The sequence below is a fragment of the Prevotella sp. 20925_1_30 genome, from assembly GCF_041433025.1.
GTDB lineage: Bacteria > Bacteroidota > Bacteroidia > Bacteroidales > Bacteroidaceae > Prevotella > Prevotella vespertina.
Genome location: NZ_JAPWAR010000005.1, coordinates 22,409 through 40,578 on the forward strand (window position 1 = coordinate 22,409; position 18,170 = coordinate 40,578).

General features: G+C 41.5%; 17 protein-coding genes. 6 read left to right on the plus strand and 11 right to left on the minus strand.

Translation table 11 applies throughout. The features are described from left to right. Nucleotides 1–401 precede the first annotated feature (401 nt). The 10 genes from clpB to O3603_RS03410 form a co-directional block, all read right to left on the minus strand. Nucleotides 402–2,990, minus strand: a complete 2,589-nt coding sequence (clpB, locus tag O3603_RS03365; RefSeq protein ID WP_371520563.1) for an ATP-dependent chaperone ClpB — start codon at nt 2,988–2,990, stop codon at nt 402–404. Nucleotides 2,991–3,341: 351 nt separating this feature from the next. Beyond that, complete coding sequence (locus O3603_RS03370) at nt 3,342–3,773, minus strand: DUF5675 family protein (protein ID WP_371520566.1); 432 nt, start codon at nt 3,771–3,773, stop codon at nt 3,342–3,344. Between the two features lie 171 nt (nt 3,774–3,944). Beyond that, nucleotides 3,945–6,293, minus strand: a complete 2,349-nt coding sequence (locus O3603_RS03375) for a BT4734/BF3469 family protein (RefSeq protein ID WP_371520569.1) — start codon at nt 6,291–6,293, stop codon at nt 3,945–3,947. Nucleotides 6,294–6,371: 78 nt separating this feature from the next. Beyond that, entirely contained in the window at nt 6,372–6,665 is a 294-nt protein-coding gene (locus O3603_RS03380) for a hypothetical protein (protein ID WP_009436066.1), read from the minus strand. Nucleotides 6,666–6,687: 22 nt separating this feature from the next. Continuing rightward, complete coding sequence (locus O3603_RS03385; RefSeq protein WP_311454326.1) at nt 6,688–6,966, minus strand: hypothetical protein; 279 nt, start codon at nt 6,964–6,966, stop codon at nt 6,688–6,690. Nucleotides 6,967–7,089: 123 nt separating this feature from the next. After that, nucleotides 7,090–7,494 carry a hypothetical protein gene (locus O3603_RS03390; protein WP_371520572.1) on the minus strand — a complete coding sequence of 135 codons (405 nt, stop codon included), beginning with the start codon at nt 7,492–7,494 and terminating at the stop codon, nt 7,090–7,092. A gap of 573 nt (nt 7,495–8,067) precedes the next feature. Continuing rightward, nucleotides 8,068–8,235 (minus strand): hypothetical protein, encoded by a 168-nt coding sequence (locus tag O3603_RS03395; RefSeq protein ID WP_371520575.1) that lies wholly within the window; start codon nt 8,233–8,235, stop codon nt 8,068–8,070. A 263-nt stretch (nt 8,236–8,498) separates the two neighbouring features. After that, nucleotides 8,499–9,434, minus strand: a complete 936-nt coding sequence (locus O3603_RS03400) for a hypothetical protein (RefSeq protein ID WP_371520577.1) — start codon at nt 9,432–9,434, stop codon at nt 8,499–8,501. Beyond that, nucleotides 9,412–10,356 (minus strand): hypothetical protein, encoded by a 945-nt coding sequence (locus O3603_RS03405; protein WP_009436042.1) that lies wholly within the window; start codon nt 10,354–10,356, stop codon nt 9,412–9,414. Before O3603_RS03405 ends, O3603_RS03400 begins: the two co-directional genes overlap by 23 nt. A gap of 578 nt (nt 10,357–10,934) precedes the next feature. Further along, the gene (locus O3603_RS03410; RefSeq protein ID WP_371520579.1) at nt 10,935–11,447 is read right to left on the minus strand and encodes a hypothetical protein; all 513 of its coding nucleotides are present in this window, start codon (nt 11,445–11,447) and stop codon (nt 10,935–10,937) included. Nucleotides 11,448–14,246: 2,799 nt separating this feature from the next. Here O3603_RS03410 and O3603_RS03415 point away from each other — a divergent pair. From O3603_RS03415 to O3603_RS03440, 6 genes are all read left to right on the plus strand, one after another. Further along, entirely contained in the window at nt 14,247–14,741 is a 495-nt protein-coding gene (locus tag O3603_RS03415) for a DNA-binding protein (protein ID WP_371520582.1), read from the plus strand. Between the two features lie 447 nt (nt 14,742–15,188). Then, nucleotides 15,189–15,281 carry a smalltalk protein gene (locus O3603_RS03420; RefSeq protein ID WP_156787987.1) on the plus strand — a complete coding sequence of 31 codons (93 nt, stop codon included), beginning with the start codon at nt 15,189–15,191 and terminating at the stop codon, nt 15,279–15,281. A gap of 267 nt (nt 15,282–15,548) precedes the next feature. Further along, complete coding sequence (gene infC, locus O3603_RS03425; protein ID WP_009436028.1) at nt 15,549–16,229, plus strand: translation initiation factor IF-3; 681 nt, start codon at nt 15,549–15,551, stop codon at nt 16,227–16,229. Nucleotides 16,230–16,342: 113 nt separating this feature from the next. After that, nucleotides 16,343–16,540, plus strand: a complete 198-nt coding sequence (gene rpmI, locus O3603_RS03430) for a 50S ribosomal protein L35 (RefSeq protein WP_009436018.1) — start codon at nt 16,343–16,345, stop codon at nt 16,538–16,540. A 36-nt stretch (nt 16,541–16,576) separates the two neighbouring features. Then, the gene (rplT, locus tag O3603_RS03435) at nt 16,577–16,921 is read left to right on the plus strand and encodes a 50S ribosomal protein L20 (protein WP_004383393.1); all 345 of its coding nucleotides are present in this window, start codon (nt 16,577–16,579) and stop codon (nt 16,919–16,921) included. 271 nt (nt 16,922–17,192) lie between these two features. Then, nucleotides 17,193–17,420 (plus strand): hypothetical protein, encoded by a 228-nt coding sequence (locus O3603_RS03440; protein ID WP_036895742.1) that lies wholly within the window; start codon nt 17,193–17,195, stop codon nt 17,418–17,420. Between the two features lie 137 nt (nt 17,421–17,557). On the opposite strand, the gene O3603_RS03445 is transcribed toward O3603_RS03440, so the two are convergent. Further along, nucleotides 17,558–18,055 carry a hypothetical protein gene (locus O3603_RS03445; protein ID WP_371520587.1) on the minus strand — a complete coding sequence of 166 codons (498 nt, stop codon included), beginning with the start codon at nt 18,053–18,055 and terminating at the stop codon, nt 17,558–17,560. Nucleotides 18,056–18,170: the final 115 nt, after the last annotated feature.

Consider the following 18,170-nt stretch of genomic DNA (forward strand, 5'->3'; position numbering starts at 1 on the left):
TGTATATATGCACTGGACCAAAGGCAGCGGTCTACCATAGGACTAAGCACTGCAGCGGTCTGAACCGCTGTAGTGGTGATATTGTCTCCGTTTCTTTGTCAAAGGCAAAAGGCATGGGGCGGAGACCGTGCAAGAAGTGTTACTAAGCAATTAGGTAGAATTAACTTAAGAGTATTAAATCAATGGAACAAAAAACAATAGAAAAAATGGTTTACTTACACAAACCGTCTAACTGCTTTATTTTAAGCAATATTTTTCTGCGGCACAAGCAGCAGTTGAAGAGATGTAGTATTTTACTAAAATTCAATATGTTAGGCGGTATACCACGTGTTTACGTGGGTGTTCCGCCTATTTTTTATAAAAAAAAGGGAGCGTATCAATGAGACGCACTCCCTCTGATATTAGTTTCTAAATACTAAGCCCTCGCCAAAGCAATCAATGATGACAGGCTTGTCACGATTGACAGTACCTGCAAGCAATGACTTACTGAGGTCGTTCAATACGTAACGCTGGATAGCTCTCTTGACAGGACGCGCACCGAACTCTGGATCGTAGCCAACATCTGAAAGATAGTTGATGGCTGGGTCGGTCCACTGAAGTTCAATACCCTGTGGCTCTAACATATCCTTAACTCTCTCCAACTGTAGACGAACAACACCACCAATCTGATCCTTTGTCAATGGCAAGAACATAATTGTCTCGTCAATACGATTGAGGAACTCTGGACGTATCGTCTTCTTCAACATATCCATCACCGCAACTTTTGCCTTGTCGATTACTTCCTCACGATTCGTATCGTTAAGATGCTCAAACTGCTGTTGGATGTATTGCGAACCAAGGTTAGACGTCATGATGATAATCGTATTCTTGAAGTTCACCGTTCGCCCCTTATTATCTGTCAATCGACCATCGTCCAATACCTGCAAAAGAATGTTGAATACGTCTGGATGTGCCTTCTCAATCTCATCAAAGAGAACCACTGAGTAAGGCTTGCGGCGTACAGCCTCGGTCAGCTGACCACCCTCATCATAGCCTACATATCCAGGAGGCGCACCGATGAGTCGAGTTACACTGAACTTCTCTTGATACTCACTCATATCAATTCGTGTCATCATAGACTCGTCATTGAAGAGATAGTCAGCCAATGCCTTTGCCAACTCGGTCTTACCAGTACCCGTTGTACCTAAGAAGATGAAGGAAGCAATTGGCTTTTTCGGGTCTTGTAAGCCAGCACGTGAACGACGAACAGCGTCTGCCACGGCTGTGATAGCTTCATCTTGTCCAATGACACGCTTGTGTAGTTCATCCTCCAAGTGGAGCAGTTTATCCTTCTCACTCTGTAACATTCGTGTGACAGGAATACCCGTCCAACGGCTCACAACCTCAGCAATATCATCCGCTGTAACCTCCTCGCGCACCATTGCTTGACCATCTTGTGTAGCTTGCAACTGCTGTTGAATATTCTTGATATCATCCTCCAGTTGTTTCAAACGAGAGTAACGAATCTCGGCAACACGTTCGTAATTACCCTCACGCTCGGCACGATCAGCCTCATACTTGAGCTGCTCAATCTCTTGCTTGTCTTGCTGAATCTTATTCACCAATCCACGCTCTCCTTCCCACTTAGCACGGAATCCATGTTCCTGCTCTTTGAGTTCGGCAATCTCCTTGTCGAGTTGTGCAATCTTTTCTGTGTCGTTCTCGCGCTTGATAGCCTCACGCTCAATCTCAAGTTGTTTCAAACGACGAGTAATCTCATCCAACTCCTCTGGAACAGAATCACGCTCCATGCGTAGTTTTGCGGCTGCCTCATCCATCAAGTCGATAGCCTTATCAGGTAAGAAACGATCTGATATATAACGCTCAGAAAGTTTTACAGCTGCTATACAAGCATCGTCTTGAATACGAACCTTGTGATGGTTCTCATAACGCTCCTTCAATCCACGAAGGATAGAGATGGCGTCCAATTCGTCTGGCTCATCCACCATAACTGTTTGGAAACGACGCTCAAGAGCCTTATCTTTCTCAAAATATTTCTGATATTCATTCAGCGTTGTTGCACCGATAGCTCTCAACTCGCCACGTGCCAAAGCTGGCTTCAAAATGTTAGCTGCATCCATAGCACCTTCGCCACCACCAGCACCGACCAATGTGTGAATTTCATCGATGAAGAGGATGATATTACCATCAGCCTGCATCACTTCCTTAACCACACTCTTCAATCGCTCCTCGAACTCACCTTTATACTTAGCACCAGCCAACATCGCACCCATATCCAATGAGTAGAGTTGTTTATCTTTCAAATTTTCTGGCACATCACCACGAACGATTCGCTCTGCCAAACCCTCAACAATAGCGGTCTTACCAGTACCTGGCTCACCAATGAGAATAGGGTTATTCTTTGTACGACGAGACAGAATCTGCAATACTCTTCGAATCTCCTCATCACGACCAATCACTGGGTCGAGCTTGCCTGCACGTGCATCTTCTATAAGGTTGCGAGCATATTTCTGTAATGACTGATAGTTCTCGTCACCACTTTGCGACTGCACCTTCTGTCCTTGTCTAAGATCATTAATTGCAGCTGTCATTTCTTTCTCTGTGCAACCCGCATCTTTCAATATCCGACTTGCTGTGGAATTTACAGCCAACAGAGCGAGCAACATCGGTTCAATGCTTACAAACTCATCGCCCATCTTCTGCGAAATATCCATCGTGCGTTGCATTACCTGATTGGTCTCAGAAGAGAGATAAGGTTCACCACCAGATACTTTCGGTAAGTGGCTCATCTCATTCTGAATGGCACTCTCCACAGCTTGTGCATTCACACCTAATTTCTGGAAGACGTAATTAATCACGTCTTTTCCCTTTTCCATCACACCAGCCAAAATATGCACTGGCTCAAAGGTTTGCTGCCCATTTCTCTGTGCAATATTTATCGCACTCTGAACAGCCTCTTGCGCTTTAATTGTAAATTTATCAAATGTCATTCTTCAAATCTCCTTTCTTATTTTCTTATCGTTCCTCTAATCATTTCTAACCAGACGTTTTTCAATCACCTAATTATTCATCATCAGCCTCCCGATTATTTCTTACTTTTTTACTAATTCTGTAACCCATTATCTCAAATGATGTGCCTATGAAAACAAAATGACAGAATGACAGACGTAAGCGACATAATGACAGAACTTTTCTTCTTTCTCACTAATCACTCCCCTCTCCACTCGGAGAGGGGTTGGGGGTGAGGCTACTCCTCTCCTTTACTTCCCTTCGGTCATTGACCGTTGGTTCGGGGAGGCTGGCAGTTTGCACTCCTCCCCCTTCGGGGAGGTCGGGTGGGGCTACTTCACTTTCACAAACACTTTTTCTCCTTTCTCCATAGCCTCCGTCATCCTGCGCATCAGCTGTTGGACGCACTTCGTAGAGTCCAGTACATAGCCTTTGCGGCGGTTGAAACCGAGGAGGATGCAGCCCCTCGTGTCTTCTGGCTTATTCCCCGCATGAATCCTTATCCCTTCAAAGCCCTTCACGTTCAGCAGTAGCGGCAACCATCGTCCGAATCGTTGGCTACGAGTGATGAGGATGCGATAACGCCCTGTGGGGATAGCTCTAAAACCCTCGCCTTTCACTTTCTTAATCGTTTTCAATGAACACTTTTCTGACAGACGTTTTGAGGGAGGTTCGAGGGTGTCAGAGAAAAAATAATTATTGACATATAAACGTCCGATAGTATATTTCTTCTGGTAATATTGTCTTATTAGTTTTATTTCCATAGCGTTGACTTAATTTGATTTGTGATTTTATGATTGTGATTTGTGATTTTGTGATCTTGATTTTTGATTTTGTTTTGTTTTTCGATTTTGTGATTTTATGATTGTGATTTTGTGATTGCTAATAGAGAGTTTCAGATTACAATAAATATTACATGACACGATTAAAAGTGTTTACACCTTATATTTATCTTGGGTCGTTTTCATCCATTTGCCTTCCTCTTTCTTTTCAATCCATCCACTCTTCTTCCATCGATAGATGATGTTGTTGATTACGTTTCTGGTCACAGTAGAACCCTTTTCTTTTTGCAGGTCATTGATGGTGAAAACAGGTGGGAGTTTGTCAAAAATACATCCGTTTGCCGAATATTTTCCCATTTCTTGTTCAGCCGACTTATATTCACAGAGTAATGCTTCACCGAAGAAGTTACATTGTTTCTCCAAAATATATTCAGCAATCAAGCGGGCAAATTCCAGCACCTTCTCGTTCTCTTCACCCATCAGCAGACGGGCAATAACGCCACAACGAAAGCCAATGACGGCTGCACGCTTACGATAGGTGTCTTTGACGATGTCTCCATCAGCCATTGCTTCTATTCTTTTCCGTTCCACCCACTCGCCGATAGCTTCTCGCAATAGGGGGGTGTCAATAATGCCATGGCTGGCGCGCAACATTGTTACAGCAGCATTAACTTCAGTTGACAAGCCCTCCACTTCTTCACCATAGAGGGGCATAGGGGCAAAAGTGGAATCGGGCATTTCTGCGATAAAGATGCGCGATGACAATCCGTTTTCAACATTGTCTCTTTTGAAACATCTTTTGAAGGCACCGTAAGTGCCAAGGATAGAGAAATTATAGGCTACGGGAACCACACCACTCTCTGCCTGATCTGAGTTGTAATCTTGCCCCCATACACCATTATCGAAGGCAAGGCGATAGACATCATACTTCTGCGACCATGACCCTGCACCATTTGTCTTGCGCAGCGTGTCAAGTTCCTCTCCAAAGGAGAAGAGCGTGTGACCACGGGAATTCTTAAAGCGTCTCAACAGCGTTGAACAACTAATGGTGACGGGCACTGAACGTATCAACACACAAGGATCTTCGGGTGCTTTCTCGTTGGCTTTGCGACGCTTCTTTTCCTGTTTCCATTTCTCTTCAATCTCACGTGAGCGAGCGTCGTCCTCAAGCATTTGACTTATCCATAAGTCCACCTTTGATTTGCAAACGCTCTTGCCTGATGCTTGTGGACCGACAATGACCGACATTAAGTTGAGTCGGTGTAACTGACCATCACAATATCTTACTTGAACGCCGTCTGCGTAGGCAGCAGCAAGGGGGAGCACAGCACATAGTACGGGCATGTGCATATTGGCAGGAACGCCCTCAAGCGTTTTGCACAATATGGGGGGGAGGGTGTTGAATATTTTGTTAATGCAAGCTATCTGCGCTTGCTGCTCTGCCTCTCTTTTTATTTCAAGTTGTTCCAGGTTGTTTTCGGTTGATACTTTTGAATCTGCCTTATTTCTGAGTGATTCTGTATAAATCTTTCGCAGTTGAAATGACATCGGGCGGTTGGTGTTGGTGTATTTCTCGTAGAAGTCTTTGATCAGCTGTCGGCAGTCGGATTCTCGTGAATATTCTGGCATACGCTGTGCGATGATGGCTTTGAGCTGCTCTTGTGGGAGGAGTCTACAGATTCCCATAGAAAGTAGTGTTACGAGCGAATTGTGGCGTGTTCCCTTGCTGGTAAATGCAGCAGGTGACAGCCCCGAAGCGGAAACAAAAGCGTCGAAGAGTTCTTCCGTGTCTGGAAGGATGTCAACGGGTGTGTCGTCAGCGTTTGCAGTGTCTTCTGTAGTCGGCTCTGTGCTCTCTTCTGTGGATTTTATAGGGGGTAGAGGGGTGACGGGTGTGTTTTTTATGTCAGTATCCTTTACTGGTGTCGTCGGTGCTTTTTGCTCCGTAAATAGACGCTCTTTGTCGATAAAGAATATGTATTCGGCTGGCACAGCAAACGAGCAGCGGGCGTAATCCTTGCAAGCTTCGTCAAAATCTTTCAGTCCCAGTTTCCCTGCGAGCCACTGCTGTCCCTCTGCCAAAGTCATCTTCTGAGGAAGTGTGAATACAATGCGCAGTCCTTCTGACGATGGCGTCATGTGCACCAATACGATGCCCAACTCCTTCGTACGCTCTTTTACTTTTTCGTTGTAGAAGGTTTCAGGTGAGGGGATATGGTCGATGTCAAGAATGGAAAGCCCTGAAGGAATTGCCTCAGCGTTGAGTCGATGACCATTCTTGAAATGGGCATGAAAGCAGAAGGCTGGTAAACGGCGTTTCAGTTCTGCTTTCTTCGTTGAGAAATCGTCACGACTCATCTCGCCACGCATCACTTGTTCGCGGTAATCGGCAAGTTCAGCACAGATGTTGTTTACTATGGTCGAATGTATTACCACATCTAAGATATCAGCTGTGCAAGGAATTGTGTGCTGGGAACGAATACTTTGTATATAATCGAACATTTTGTTTACTTTTATGATTAGAAACGGGGATGTTCATACATGATTTATAATGCAGAACAACCCCATGAAAAATTATTACTATGCAAGCAGACTTCCTTCCATAAAGTTAATTGCCTGCTGACTTTCATCGTAAACAACGTCTACGGGGGCTGTCTCGTTAGAGCGTTTCACCATGATGTAAAGCCTTACGCGGTCGGGCGCCACTGTTGCTCGTCCGTGTTTCATGTTCAGAATGCGGTTGGGCGTTGCCGTTGATGGCGTTTCTCTCGCGAACGCACGGAAATCAAATTCCTGTGGGGAATTCATTGCAATAGACCCTCTCACTCTCTTGCCGTTAGCGGCGATAATGCGCTGGTAGTCAGCGTCACTCATAATTACTTTTACTTCCATAATCTTATGATTTTTTATTGATAATCTCAATGTCTGAAATACTTACATTCTGGAACACACGCTCATTATATTCCGTTGTGTAGAAGTAGAGTTGTGCTGCGACGAGCGCACCCTCTTCGAGTTCTTTTTCTGCCTCTGCATCAAAGAGGGTTGATGTGAAGCGGTCGGCAAACTTACCTCCAAGCTGTTGCAACTGGATGTCACGGCAGTGTGAGGTGATTCCTTTTTGGTTGGTGTACGGGCGGACTTCTCCGAGTTTTGTAATCTTAAAAATGTTGTTCATAATGATATTTTTTTTCCGCAGACAACATTGCCATTGGTTTGTTTTATGTTTGCAAAGTTATCTCGCTTCATTCGTGATTGCAACTTTTAGAAGTAATCTGGGGTTTCTTAAAATCTCTTAATCTTAATCGCTAAATGCTTTATTTACAGAGGCTTTCAACGTTGATTCAGAAAGACGGATATTACTATGATCGTTGCTGACGAGGTATCTGAAGAAGATGCTTTTAGCCACTCTTAGTGGACTTTCTCCCTGCTCTCCCGATGCTATTGTTAGGGCAATAAGGGCATAGAACCATGTGCGTTTTATCTTCTTTTTCCCCTCCTCCGATAAGAACAATCCTTTCTCTCTCCGCAATGTCTTCACGTCATTGGATAGATAGGGTCGCAGTTGATTGGTTAGTTCGTCCAAACGCTTGAAGTATTCTGGTTTGAATAGTTCGCACATCATCGTGTTCTCGTCAAAAGGAAATCTGCGCTTTGCTTTGCGCTGCTGCTGCACACGCTGTCGTGTGTAATGCTTTTTTCTCATTCTCCCAAGTGTTGTGAGAAGAGAAAGCACGGGAAACGCTGCGCAGCTTTACCTCATGAGATTCCTCCTGCCCACTCCGCTCGGGTGAAACAATCTGTCTGATCTTTGGGTGTAATCTCTCGAAAGAGAAAACCCACGTCAAGTCATTCTAACTGTGACGTGAGTACAAAGTTATAGACAGGGAGCGTTGGCATGAAGCTCAACCTGGCAAAGGCTTTATAAAAAAAATATTTTTTTATTATCAAAAAATTATAAACTGATAATCAGTAGGTTACGAAAATAGTTTATAATTTATTTATAGAAAGTTTATAATGTGTTTATAGATTGTTCATAATTTGTTTATAGATAATCCGTCATGTGTTTATAGATTGCATCTCATGTATTTATAGCTTGTTTAACAGGGCGTTAATAGATAGTTAGGATCGCTTTCCTTTTGTTCTTACACGATAAAAATAAGGGGATAGCCTCGTGGCTACCCCCTCTATTTATTCCCTGATTCTTTGATTTATTCTACGAATATAAAATGTTTTTCCACAAGAATATCAATTTCTCTTGCAAATATATGTGACTTTTTTAGAGGATGTCTTCTTCTTTCTCTATCTCTTTACCACTTTTATTATCAATAGGTAGAGTGAGAGTAGAGGGCTGGTGTGGGTTATTGCCTGTACCAGCTAATAATACAACCTCTTCGCATAAAGAATGGACAACGCAACAGGGGCTGGTGTATTCTTTCTTATTCATTATGTTCTAATTTAAGTATATATTTTGATGTTTATTTTAAGTATATCTCTGTCAAATAATTTGTTAAGCAGCTCGCCAGAATAATTTGCAGATAAATTGTAGTAATGCTATTAAAATAGCTCGAATGAGATGCAAAGTTAATTAATATCTTTTAAAAAACGCTCTGTTTATCCTTAAATCCGCAATAAATGTGCAAAATAACGACTTTTGTAGGCTGTTTCTTTTCCCGACAGCAAGGTGACATCAGCTGAGTAAGAACAGTTTTACAGAGCCTCAATAATTCTGGCGATGGCATTATAGTTGTCGGTGGTAATGCCGAAGGCGGTGCGGTTGTCGTTGTAAGGGCGGTGGTGAGTGAGGTAAGGGCTGTTGTTGCTTCCGCCAATGGTTGTGTTGATTTTGTGCATGGGGATGTTGATGTTTCTTTTGTTTATGAAGAGGGCGATGATGTTGAGTGCCATCTTCTTGTTTATGCCCCACGGGTTGGCGTTGGGCATTGTCATCTCGAAGCGGGCGAGGAGGGTGTCGTCGTTGCAGATGTTTTCAAAGCATTGCTTTAGATTTTCGTAGTCGGAGCTGCCAAAGAGCTGTTCTAAGCCCCTTGTCTTATCAAAGAGAGTTGTTAGGATTTTCTTTCTGCGTGCTTCCTTCTGTAGGGTGGGGGTGGTGTTTGCATCTTTTGCGGTGAAGGGGTTATAGCTGTCAATGACAATCTTCTCACCATAAATGTTAGTCTTCTGAGAGAAGAAGAGTTCAGCATACTTATCGAAAGCGGTTTCCCCTATTTCGTTCATTATTTTCAGTACGACACCATCGTTCTCACTTACAGGATCCTCCTCGTGTCCAGGTTGAATATAATTCAGACTTCTTGTGGCTGTTACGGTCATAATGAGTTGTGCTGACGCTTCAGCTTCAGCTCTTGTGCGATTGATGGTGTTTCTTCCCTGCTTGATAATGCTACACTCTTTGATTAATGAGGTGTAGATAAAGGGGATTTCGTCAATTTTATTTCCCCCTGCTTGGTAGAGTTTTTCAATGCATTGTGTACTCGTTTGCCAGATGTCCATCACAGAGATTTCTCCCTTCTCTCTTTGCAGGCGGTTGAGTGGCGATGCCCATTGCTTAAAGAGCGAACCCTCTGGTGAGTTCATTACCTGCGTCTTGTAGACCTCATTGTCATAGTCTGTCAGAATCTCCATATTCTTGTAAGTCTTTTTCAATTTTATTTATCAATGCTTTAAGATGCTCTTTTGGATAGAGTTCTGGGTTGTCGAGACTCATATTGCTGAAGGTTGCATCCTCGAAGTTGATGTATCTGTAGTTATCTTTCCCGACGTTAATCTTTTTTCTACTGCCGTTGGGCGTCAGACTGATAGATGCGTCTCCACCAATATCGCTTGCTACCTCGACAACATCTCTTGTCCATTTGTCTTTCGCATTCAAATGCACAGCGTTGCCTGCGCCAGCATCGGTGACAAGTTTCACTCCTGCGTTCGTGTCTTTGCGGATTCCTTGGATAAACTCGAAACGCTTTGCGAGTCGCTCGAGGTTAGGTTTGGGCCATGTAAATTCCACTTTTCGGAAGCCTCTGGGGTAGCGGTTTCGATCGTTAACAATCTCCCAGAAGCAGGATGAATTGTATAGATTTCTGATACTTACTTTTAGAGAGAATCGTTGTGCCATGATTCTTGAGAATGTTTTTTCAAGGATATTTTCCACCGATTTCATCGTTCGAAATGCTGTTGTTGAGTTCTCTATAGCGAGGAGCTGCACGCCAGGTCGATTGTCAATAATAATTATGCAACGTCGATAGTCATCAAAGGGGATCGAATTGAGTTGTTCGTCGTGTCGTGTTCCTCGGCAGTTGTTGAGAATCATCAGTATGTAAACGCCTTCTTCTCTGTAAGGTGCTAAGAGGAAACGATGAAGATACTGCGTGCCTCGTGCGTTGGTGAAGTTAATGCGTTTTTCGTTATTGAAATCATCAATAAACACATCGTCAAAGCATTTTTGTCGGTGGATGAAATTCCTCTCAACTTCTTGCTGGCGCTCTTCGTCGTAGAAGAAGTCGTCTTCGGCGCACTTCTCAAACATGTAGTTATAAAGTGAGAATCTTATCATTGTGCAGATTGTTTTTGTTATATTTTTTTTTGGTAAAGAGATTGTTTTTGTCTGATAATAGTTTTTTCACAGTTCTGTAAGCCATAAACGCAGGAGAAACATTTTTGCCTTGCTAATGAGCTTTTAGGATTGCTCTTGCAAATTTACGAAAAATATTTATAATAAACAAACTAAAGTTTCCCATCCTAATAAATAGAGAGAAAAATAACAGTTTGTCGAATTTTCTTTGTAAATTAGTAATCGCTAAAGAACTGATTTTAAAGACAAGACAACAAAACTGTTATGGAAGCAAAAATAGGGAAAATAACTTTTACCCTCATCCCCAACAATTTTAAATGTTTTGTTGAATCATTACAGACAAAGCCTCGCCTTCTGATGATTCGCTTGAGAATACAGACTCGATTGGAACAGCAGTCTCCTTGAGACAAGACAATAGCAAAACTGTAAAAAGCAATTCGTATTGAACGAGATGGAATATTATCGTTATTCATTTTGCTTTATTTGATATTCTATTATAAGAAGTATTCTGCACTTCTGTAAACTATTTTCTTATTTGCTTGTTTCTTTCGTATTCCCATCTACCGAGTTTTTTCCTTTTTTTTCAACTGATGTAGTGCAAGTTCTTTTATCTTTTCATCGCCTGTTTCTGATGCTAAGTCCTCTAATGCAGAGAGACTCTCCGGTTGGGGTTGAGCACCAATAGCATAAATGATTTTTTTTATATAAGAATATTTAGTTACTTCATCTTCTTGAAGATATGTAGGTATATTAATTAACGCATTTAATAGTATATATATATTCTCAATGTCTTTATTGAAATACGACTGAAAAAAGCCTACAATATCTTCATGCTCTATATGCCAATCTTCTAACAGCAATTGCCTATAGATATTTTTAAAAAGTCTTACATCTCTTATGGGTATAAGTCTCAAGTAACCCAATGTCTTGCTATCTTTATTGAAAATAATTTCATTATATTTCTTGACTATGAAATCTTCGTTTTTATATTGAGGCATCTTTTTGTAAAAATCATCAATAGTTATCTCAGAAGACGCAAAATCAAGAATGGCATTTTTTTCTAATTCCGTCATTTTATTATGATTTTAATTAATTGATATTCTATTACTAAAGTTTCCCACCCTAATAAATAGATAGAAAAATAACAGTTTGTCGAATTTTCTTTGTAAATTAGTAATCGCTAAACAACTGATTTTAAAGACAAAACAACAAAACTGTTATGGAAGCAAAAATAGAGAAAATAAGTGAGTTATCCAAACTTTTGAGTGTTAAAACTTGAATGAGTGAGATTTATTTCATCGTTTTGGTAAGTCTGGCATTGGTCACTTGTTATCTTGCCTTTCATTGGAGAAACGCTTGGGGTGATGCCCCAACACCTTATGGATACAATCAGCGATAATAACAAAGAGATGAGCAAAATCCTTATAATGGCTGAAGCGTTGGAAAAATGGGATGAAGTATATGGACAGTCTGCATAACTTCTGTTAGGCATGTGTTAAAAGTCAATGGATATGGGGATGACAAGCAAAGGAAAATGAGAAAAGACAGTGTTTTAAGGGGTGGGAAACTTTAGTTAAGTAACAAAAATAGGAATAAAAAAGCTGGAATATAAATCTAAAGAGTTAATGATCCCAGTTCAATCCCAATAATATAATAATATGATCAATGGCATAAGCGCAATAAATACGTCGATAAGCACACCAACTAAAAACATCAGTATGCCAAGAACCTTTCCTTTCTCTGAACCAAATTTGTAAGAACAAAAGAGAATTACCACTACTGATATTAGGATATGCGTTATGAGATATTCTTCTGACGTATAAGTCATTCTGAGATAGGGAGGATACATCTGAAAGATATACCACATTAACACGTAAGCTATCCATCTATATGGCATGAGTTTTTCCTTCATAATTGCTTGTTTTATAAGATTATACTTCTCTAAGCTTGGGGATAAGTATCCCTGTCTGAGGGTGTTTGAAAGTAGGTAAAGATAAGAATACTCCGTACATTCATGTTGTCTGCCAACACGTTACGTTAGTATTCTGTTAATGATTACCCCTGCAAAGGTAAACATTATTCTGAATTATCAACGATTTTATTAGTATTTTGTTGATAGGAGTGAGCAGGAAGTGAATTTTATATTATCTTTGCAATTATACTTATAAAATAACTAAAGTTTCCCACCCTAATAAATAGATAGAAAAATAACAGTTTGTCGAATTTTCTTTGTAAATTAGTAATCGCTAAACAACTGATTTTAAAGACAAAACAACAAAACTGTTATGAAAGCAAAAATAGAGAAAATAAGTGAGTTATCCAAACTTTTGAATGTTAAAACTCGAATGAGTGATGGTTTATTTCATCTTTTTGGCAAGTTTGGCATCGGTCACTTGTTATCTTGCCTTTCATTGGAGAAACGCTTGGGGTGATGCCCCAACACCTTATGGATACAATCAGCGATAATAACAAAGAGATGAGCAAAATCCTTATAATGGCTGAAGCGTTGGAAAAATGGGATGAAGTATATGGACAGTCTGCATAACTTCTGTTAGGCATGTGTTAAAAGTCAATGGATATGGGGGATGACAAGCAAAGGAAAATGAGAAAAGACAGTGTTTTAAGGGGTGGGAAACTTTAGTTAACAAATAATTGAAGGCAAAATGTTAGGTCGCATAATCAGAAAGTTGTGCAATTAAAAGTCATGTAATTGAAAGCTAATAATCACAAAATCACAATCACAAAATCACAAAATCAATTATGGTAGTATCATGCTTTTTCTTTATGTAAATAATGTATCATTATATATTATTATTTATTAATAAGGTATTATATTATATAAGAATCCCCTTTTTACACATTGAAAAATCCTTTTTGTGATTTTGTGATTGTGATTGTGTGATTGGGAATAAAAAGCCCCACCCAACCTCTACAGCCTCCCCCAGCCCCTCCGAAGGGAGGGGAGTGCAAGTTCGCAAGTATTTTGCAGAAAACTATCAGATAAAGAGCCCAGCCCTTATCCCTCGTGTGCGCATAGGCACTCCCCTCCCTTCGGAGGGGTCGGGGGAGGCTGTAGGGGCTGGGGGAGGCTTCTGTATATCTCTCTGTAAAACAGATAGTTACAAAGGTATTTGCGGAACTTGTTACTCCAGTACCCCAAAAAACGATTGCTTTCTGAATAAAGTTGCTTACCTTTGCAAACAGAAAAAGAAAAGCCCCACCCGACCTCCCCGAAAGGGGAGGAGACAAGTTTGCAAGTATTTTGCAGAAAATTATCTGAGAAAAGAGTCAAAAGTCCTTATCCTCTTATGTGCGCATAGGCACTCCTCCCCCTTCGGGAAGGCTGGGTGGGGCTTCTCCTCCTCTCCAAAAGGAGAGGGGAGTGAATAAAAAGATAAGCCCCAAGATGTTTAGAAGTTAGTGCTCTTATGCTTGGAGATTAGTGTTCTTAGCGTTAAAGATTAGCGTTAGTAAGGTCAAACATAATTCTAAAGTTCAAAGTTAACTACGAATTACGCGAATTGCACGAATAACATCGCAATAAGCATTAGCGTAATTAGAGAAATTCGTAGTTCAAATCATAAAGTTAACTACGAATTACGCGAATGACACGAATTACATCGCAATAAGCATTAGTGTAATTAGAGAAATTCGTAGTTCAAATCATAAAGTTAACTACGAATTACGCGAATGACACGAATTACATCGCAATAAGCATTAGCGTAATTAGAGAAATTCGTAGTTCAAATCATAAAGTTAACTACGAATTACGCGAATGACACGAATTACATCGCAATAAGCATTAGCGTAATTAGAGAAATTCGTAGTTGTTAATAGTTCAATTCAAAACTTTAAACCAAAAACTCAATATTATGATTCATTACAAAGTTTATCAAGACAATCGCAAGACCAGTAAGCGTAAGGGATATTGGTATGCACGTTCGGTGGTCGTTCAGACCTACGATTTGGAGAAGTTGGCGGAGTATATGTCTGCCCATAACACGCCTTATTCTAAGGGTGCTATTGCTGGTGTGCTGACCGATATGGTGGCTTGCATCCGTGAGTTGGTACTGGAGGGAGTGGCAGTGAAAATTCCAGACTTGGCTATCTTCTCAGCGGGTATTCGCAGTCAGGGTGCGGAGAAGTTGGCTGACTTTAATCCAACGAAGCATATTTACAAACCTCACTTGCGTGCAAGGGCATCTGGTTCGTTGATGGCGGCTCGTTTGAAGCAATCTGTTCACCTGCGTGAGTACGATAAGTACGATAAGTCCATCAAGGAGAGCAAGAAGGGGGACAAGAAGGTGGAGAAGAAAAATACGCATTCAGAAGGGGGCGAACAGCCTGAGGGTCCTGTGGTTGGATGATAGGGAAGCCCACAAGCAGCACAGCCCCGAAAGGAAGCCTCCCCCGACCCCTCCGAAGGGAGGGGAGACAAGTTTGCAAGTATTTTGCAGAAATTATCTGAGAAAAGAGTCAAAGTCCTTATCCTCTTATGTGCGCATAGGCACTCCTCCCCTTTACTTCCCTTCGGTCAGTGACCGTTGGTTCGAGGAGGTTGGGTGGGGCTTTCTGTGGATTCTTTTGTACCTTTAGGTACTCCGTGTAATCTCCTGGCAGTAAACGTCTGTGCACTCTGTGCTTAAGATTTCTGCACCGAAGTACTGGAACTCATTTTTGACACGGAATACACGGATGGCACAAAAGCCGAGGCACACAGAGTTCCTTGCGGAACATGGGAATCCACGGAAGCAGACGCCCATGTGCAATTCAAAAATTAAAATTCAAAAATTAAAATTCAAAAATTAGATCTTATGAAAAACGAAAAGTGGAAAACAATTCTTAATGTGATTATCTCTGTGCTCACTGCCATTGCTACAACGCTGGGTATGTCGAGTTGTTTGTAAAGCCTCCCCCGACCCCTCCGAAGGGAGGGGAGTGCCTATGCGCACACGAGGGGATAATGACTCTGTGCTCTTTCTCTGATAATTTCTGCAAAATACTTGCAAATTTGCCTCCTCCCCTTTCGGGGAGGTCGGGTGGGGCTGTAGAGGTCGGGTGGGGCTTTTTTTATCCTTATCTGTGAAAAATATAAGTGAAAATGCTTGGATAATCGTTTGGAAAATAGTAACTTTGCACGCGTTTAGCGAATTTAAACACATTAAAATAGTTGAATGAAGAATGACAAAATGAAAATGAAGTACCGCGTGAACGAGCAGATTCGCGTTCGGGAAGTACGTGTGGTAAGTGATGATGGAGCTGAGGTTATGCCTACGCGAAAAGCGTTGGAATTGGCTCAGAAAGAGGGAGTTGACCTTGTGGAGATTTCTCCTAATGCACAGCCACCGGTTTGTCGTATCATCGACTATTCTAAGTTCCTCTACCAGCAGAAGAAGCATCAGAAGGAGATGAAGCAGAAGCAGGTAAAGCAGGAGGTGAAGGAGATTCGTTTTGGTCCTCAGACGGATGAGCACGACTATAAGTTTAAGCTCAAGCATGCGCAGGAGTTCCTCAATGCAGGTAATAAGGTACGCGCATACGTGTTCTTCCGTGGTCGTTCGATTCTGTTTAAGGAGCAGGGCGAGGTGTTATTGCTTCGTTTTGCTAACGATCTTGAGGAGCTTGCAAAGGTAGAGCAGCTTCCGAAACTCGAAGGCAAGAAGATGTTCCTCTATCTTGCACCTAAGAAGGCAGGTGTTGCCAAGAAGAGTCAGCAGAAGCGCGACCGTGAGGAAGCAGAGGCTGGTGCAAAGGCAGGTGCTGAGGGCGTCAGCGAGGAGCCAAAGACGGACGGCGGTTTGTTTGCCAACGCTAAGAATGGTGCTGACGCATTGAAGAAACTGAATATTGACTAACGCCCGTTGGGTGTCTCCTCGTTATGAGGGGCGACATGGGCAACCTGTGCGTAACGTCCTGGTATATACGTTGCCACAGATGAATATAAATAACAATTTTAAATTTTACAAAAATGCCAAAACAGAAGACAAATTCCGGCGCAAAGAAGAGATTCACGTTCACCGGTACTGGTAAGATTAAACGTCATCACGCTTACCACAGTCACATTCTGACTAAGAAGACAAAGAAACAGAAGAGAAATCTTGTTCACCAGACGCTCGTGGATGGTACAAACTTGAAGCAGGTACGCGACTTGCTCAGACTTCGTTAATTCATTAGTCAAACAAATTAAAAGGAAAGAAAAACTATGCCAAGATCAGTCAATCATGTTGCTTCAAAAGCAAAGAGAACAAGAATTCTGAAGCAGACTAAGGGTTACTATGGTGCCCGTAAAAATGTTTGGACGGTAGCAAAGAATACCTATGAGAAGGGTTTGACTTATGCTTATCGTGACCGCCGTAACAAGAAGCGTAACTTCCGCGCATTGTGGATTCAGCGTATCAACGCTGCTGCTCGTCTTTATGATATGAGCTACAGCCAGTTGATGGGTGCATTGCACAAGGCTGGTATCGAGATCAACCGTAAGGTGCTCGCTGACCTCGCTGTTAACAATCAGGAAGCTTTTAAGGCTATTGTTGACAAGGTAAAGTAAGACCCACCTCCAGCTCCTCCCGAAGGGAGGAGGGCTAGATACTGAAGAGGGAAGAGTTATTGCTTACTCCTATTTATTTGTCTGGCTTTTTCAAGGAGGGAAAGAATAGAGTCCACCTCTAAGTCTTTGCTAAGGCAGGGATTGGGTAGGGGGTTGGTGACTTCTAAAGATTATGAGGATTCTTCTGCGGAGGAATCCTCTTTTTTTTATGGATGTTTTTTTACTTTATATGTTTGCTAATATCATATTAAAATCGTATATTTGTCACGTAATGGATAAATTAGATATGAATACGTCTGTAATACATCCAGAGGTTGTAAGGCTTCGACTTCCCAATAGTTCTGACCTTAGGTTTCTAAAAGAACTTGCTCAACGAATGGGTTGGTCTTTTGAACGAGAGGAAATGAATGGGCTTGATAAGAGTATCGAAGATCTCAAGGCTGGACATCTTCATCATGCTAAAGATGTTGATGAACTTATGTCTCAATTGATGAGATAGTAAGCTATATGTACAAAAACCCACCTCCAGCTCCTCCCAAAGGGAGGAGGGCTAGATAGATACATTTTGTGTAGTTTTTTGATGTGTCTTAGGGTTTGGGTTGGAATAATGGTAAGTTACATATATGAAATAAAAGCTTAGTAAATTAGACCTATTCGCCAAAGAGTTTTTATTGCTAAAATGGTTATAAGAAGGCAAAAGATGCCCGCAATTATATAGGGCACTTTGCGTTGTTCCCAATAGTAGGTATTATTATTAACGAGTGTAATGGGTCTTGATTTCATTTTTATTGTGAGATTTTGATAGCTTAGGTTGTCTTCCTTGTCACCATTTTGTAGGTTGAAGATGAAGTAGTTTCCATCAGCCCCTTTTCCTATGACAGAGTCTCCAACCACTTGTATATGTGTAATCCCATCAATAAGGTTTTCTTTCAACAGATCGTTTCTGCGATTGATGTTAGCATATTCGGGTGTATCAACTGAGGTAAGTTCATAACCATTCTTTAGTGGGATAGACCAGCTATCACCTATACCAATGTCAGAACCAAGAATGATAGCAATGATAAGCATACACACAAAACTACTTGCAGCGTATATCCCAATAAATATTCCTGGTGTGAGGAATGATAGAACCATCTTCCTCTTCCTTTGCCTTTTGCAAAGAAAGTAAGAGAAAGGTAACGTTATCAGTCCTAATATGAGGGATAGGATTATAAGAGCGATTGCCCAGAAAATAAGAACAAAAAGCATT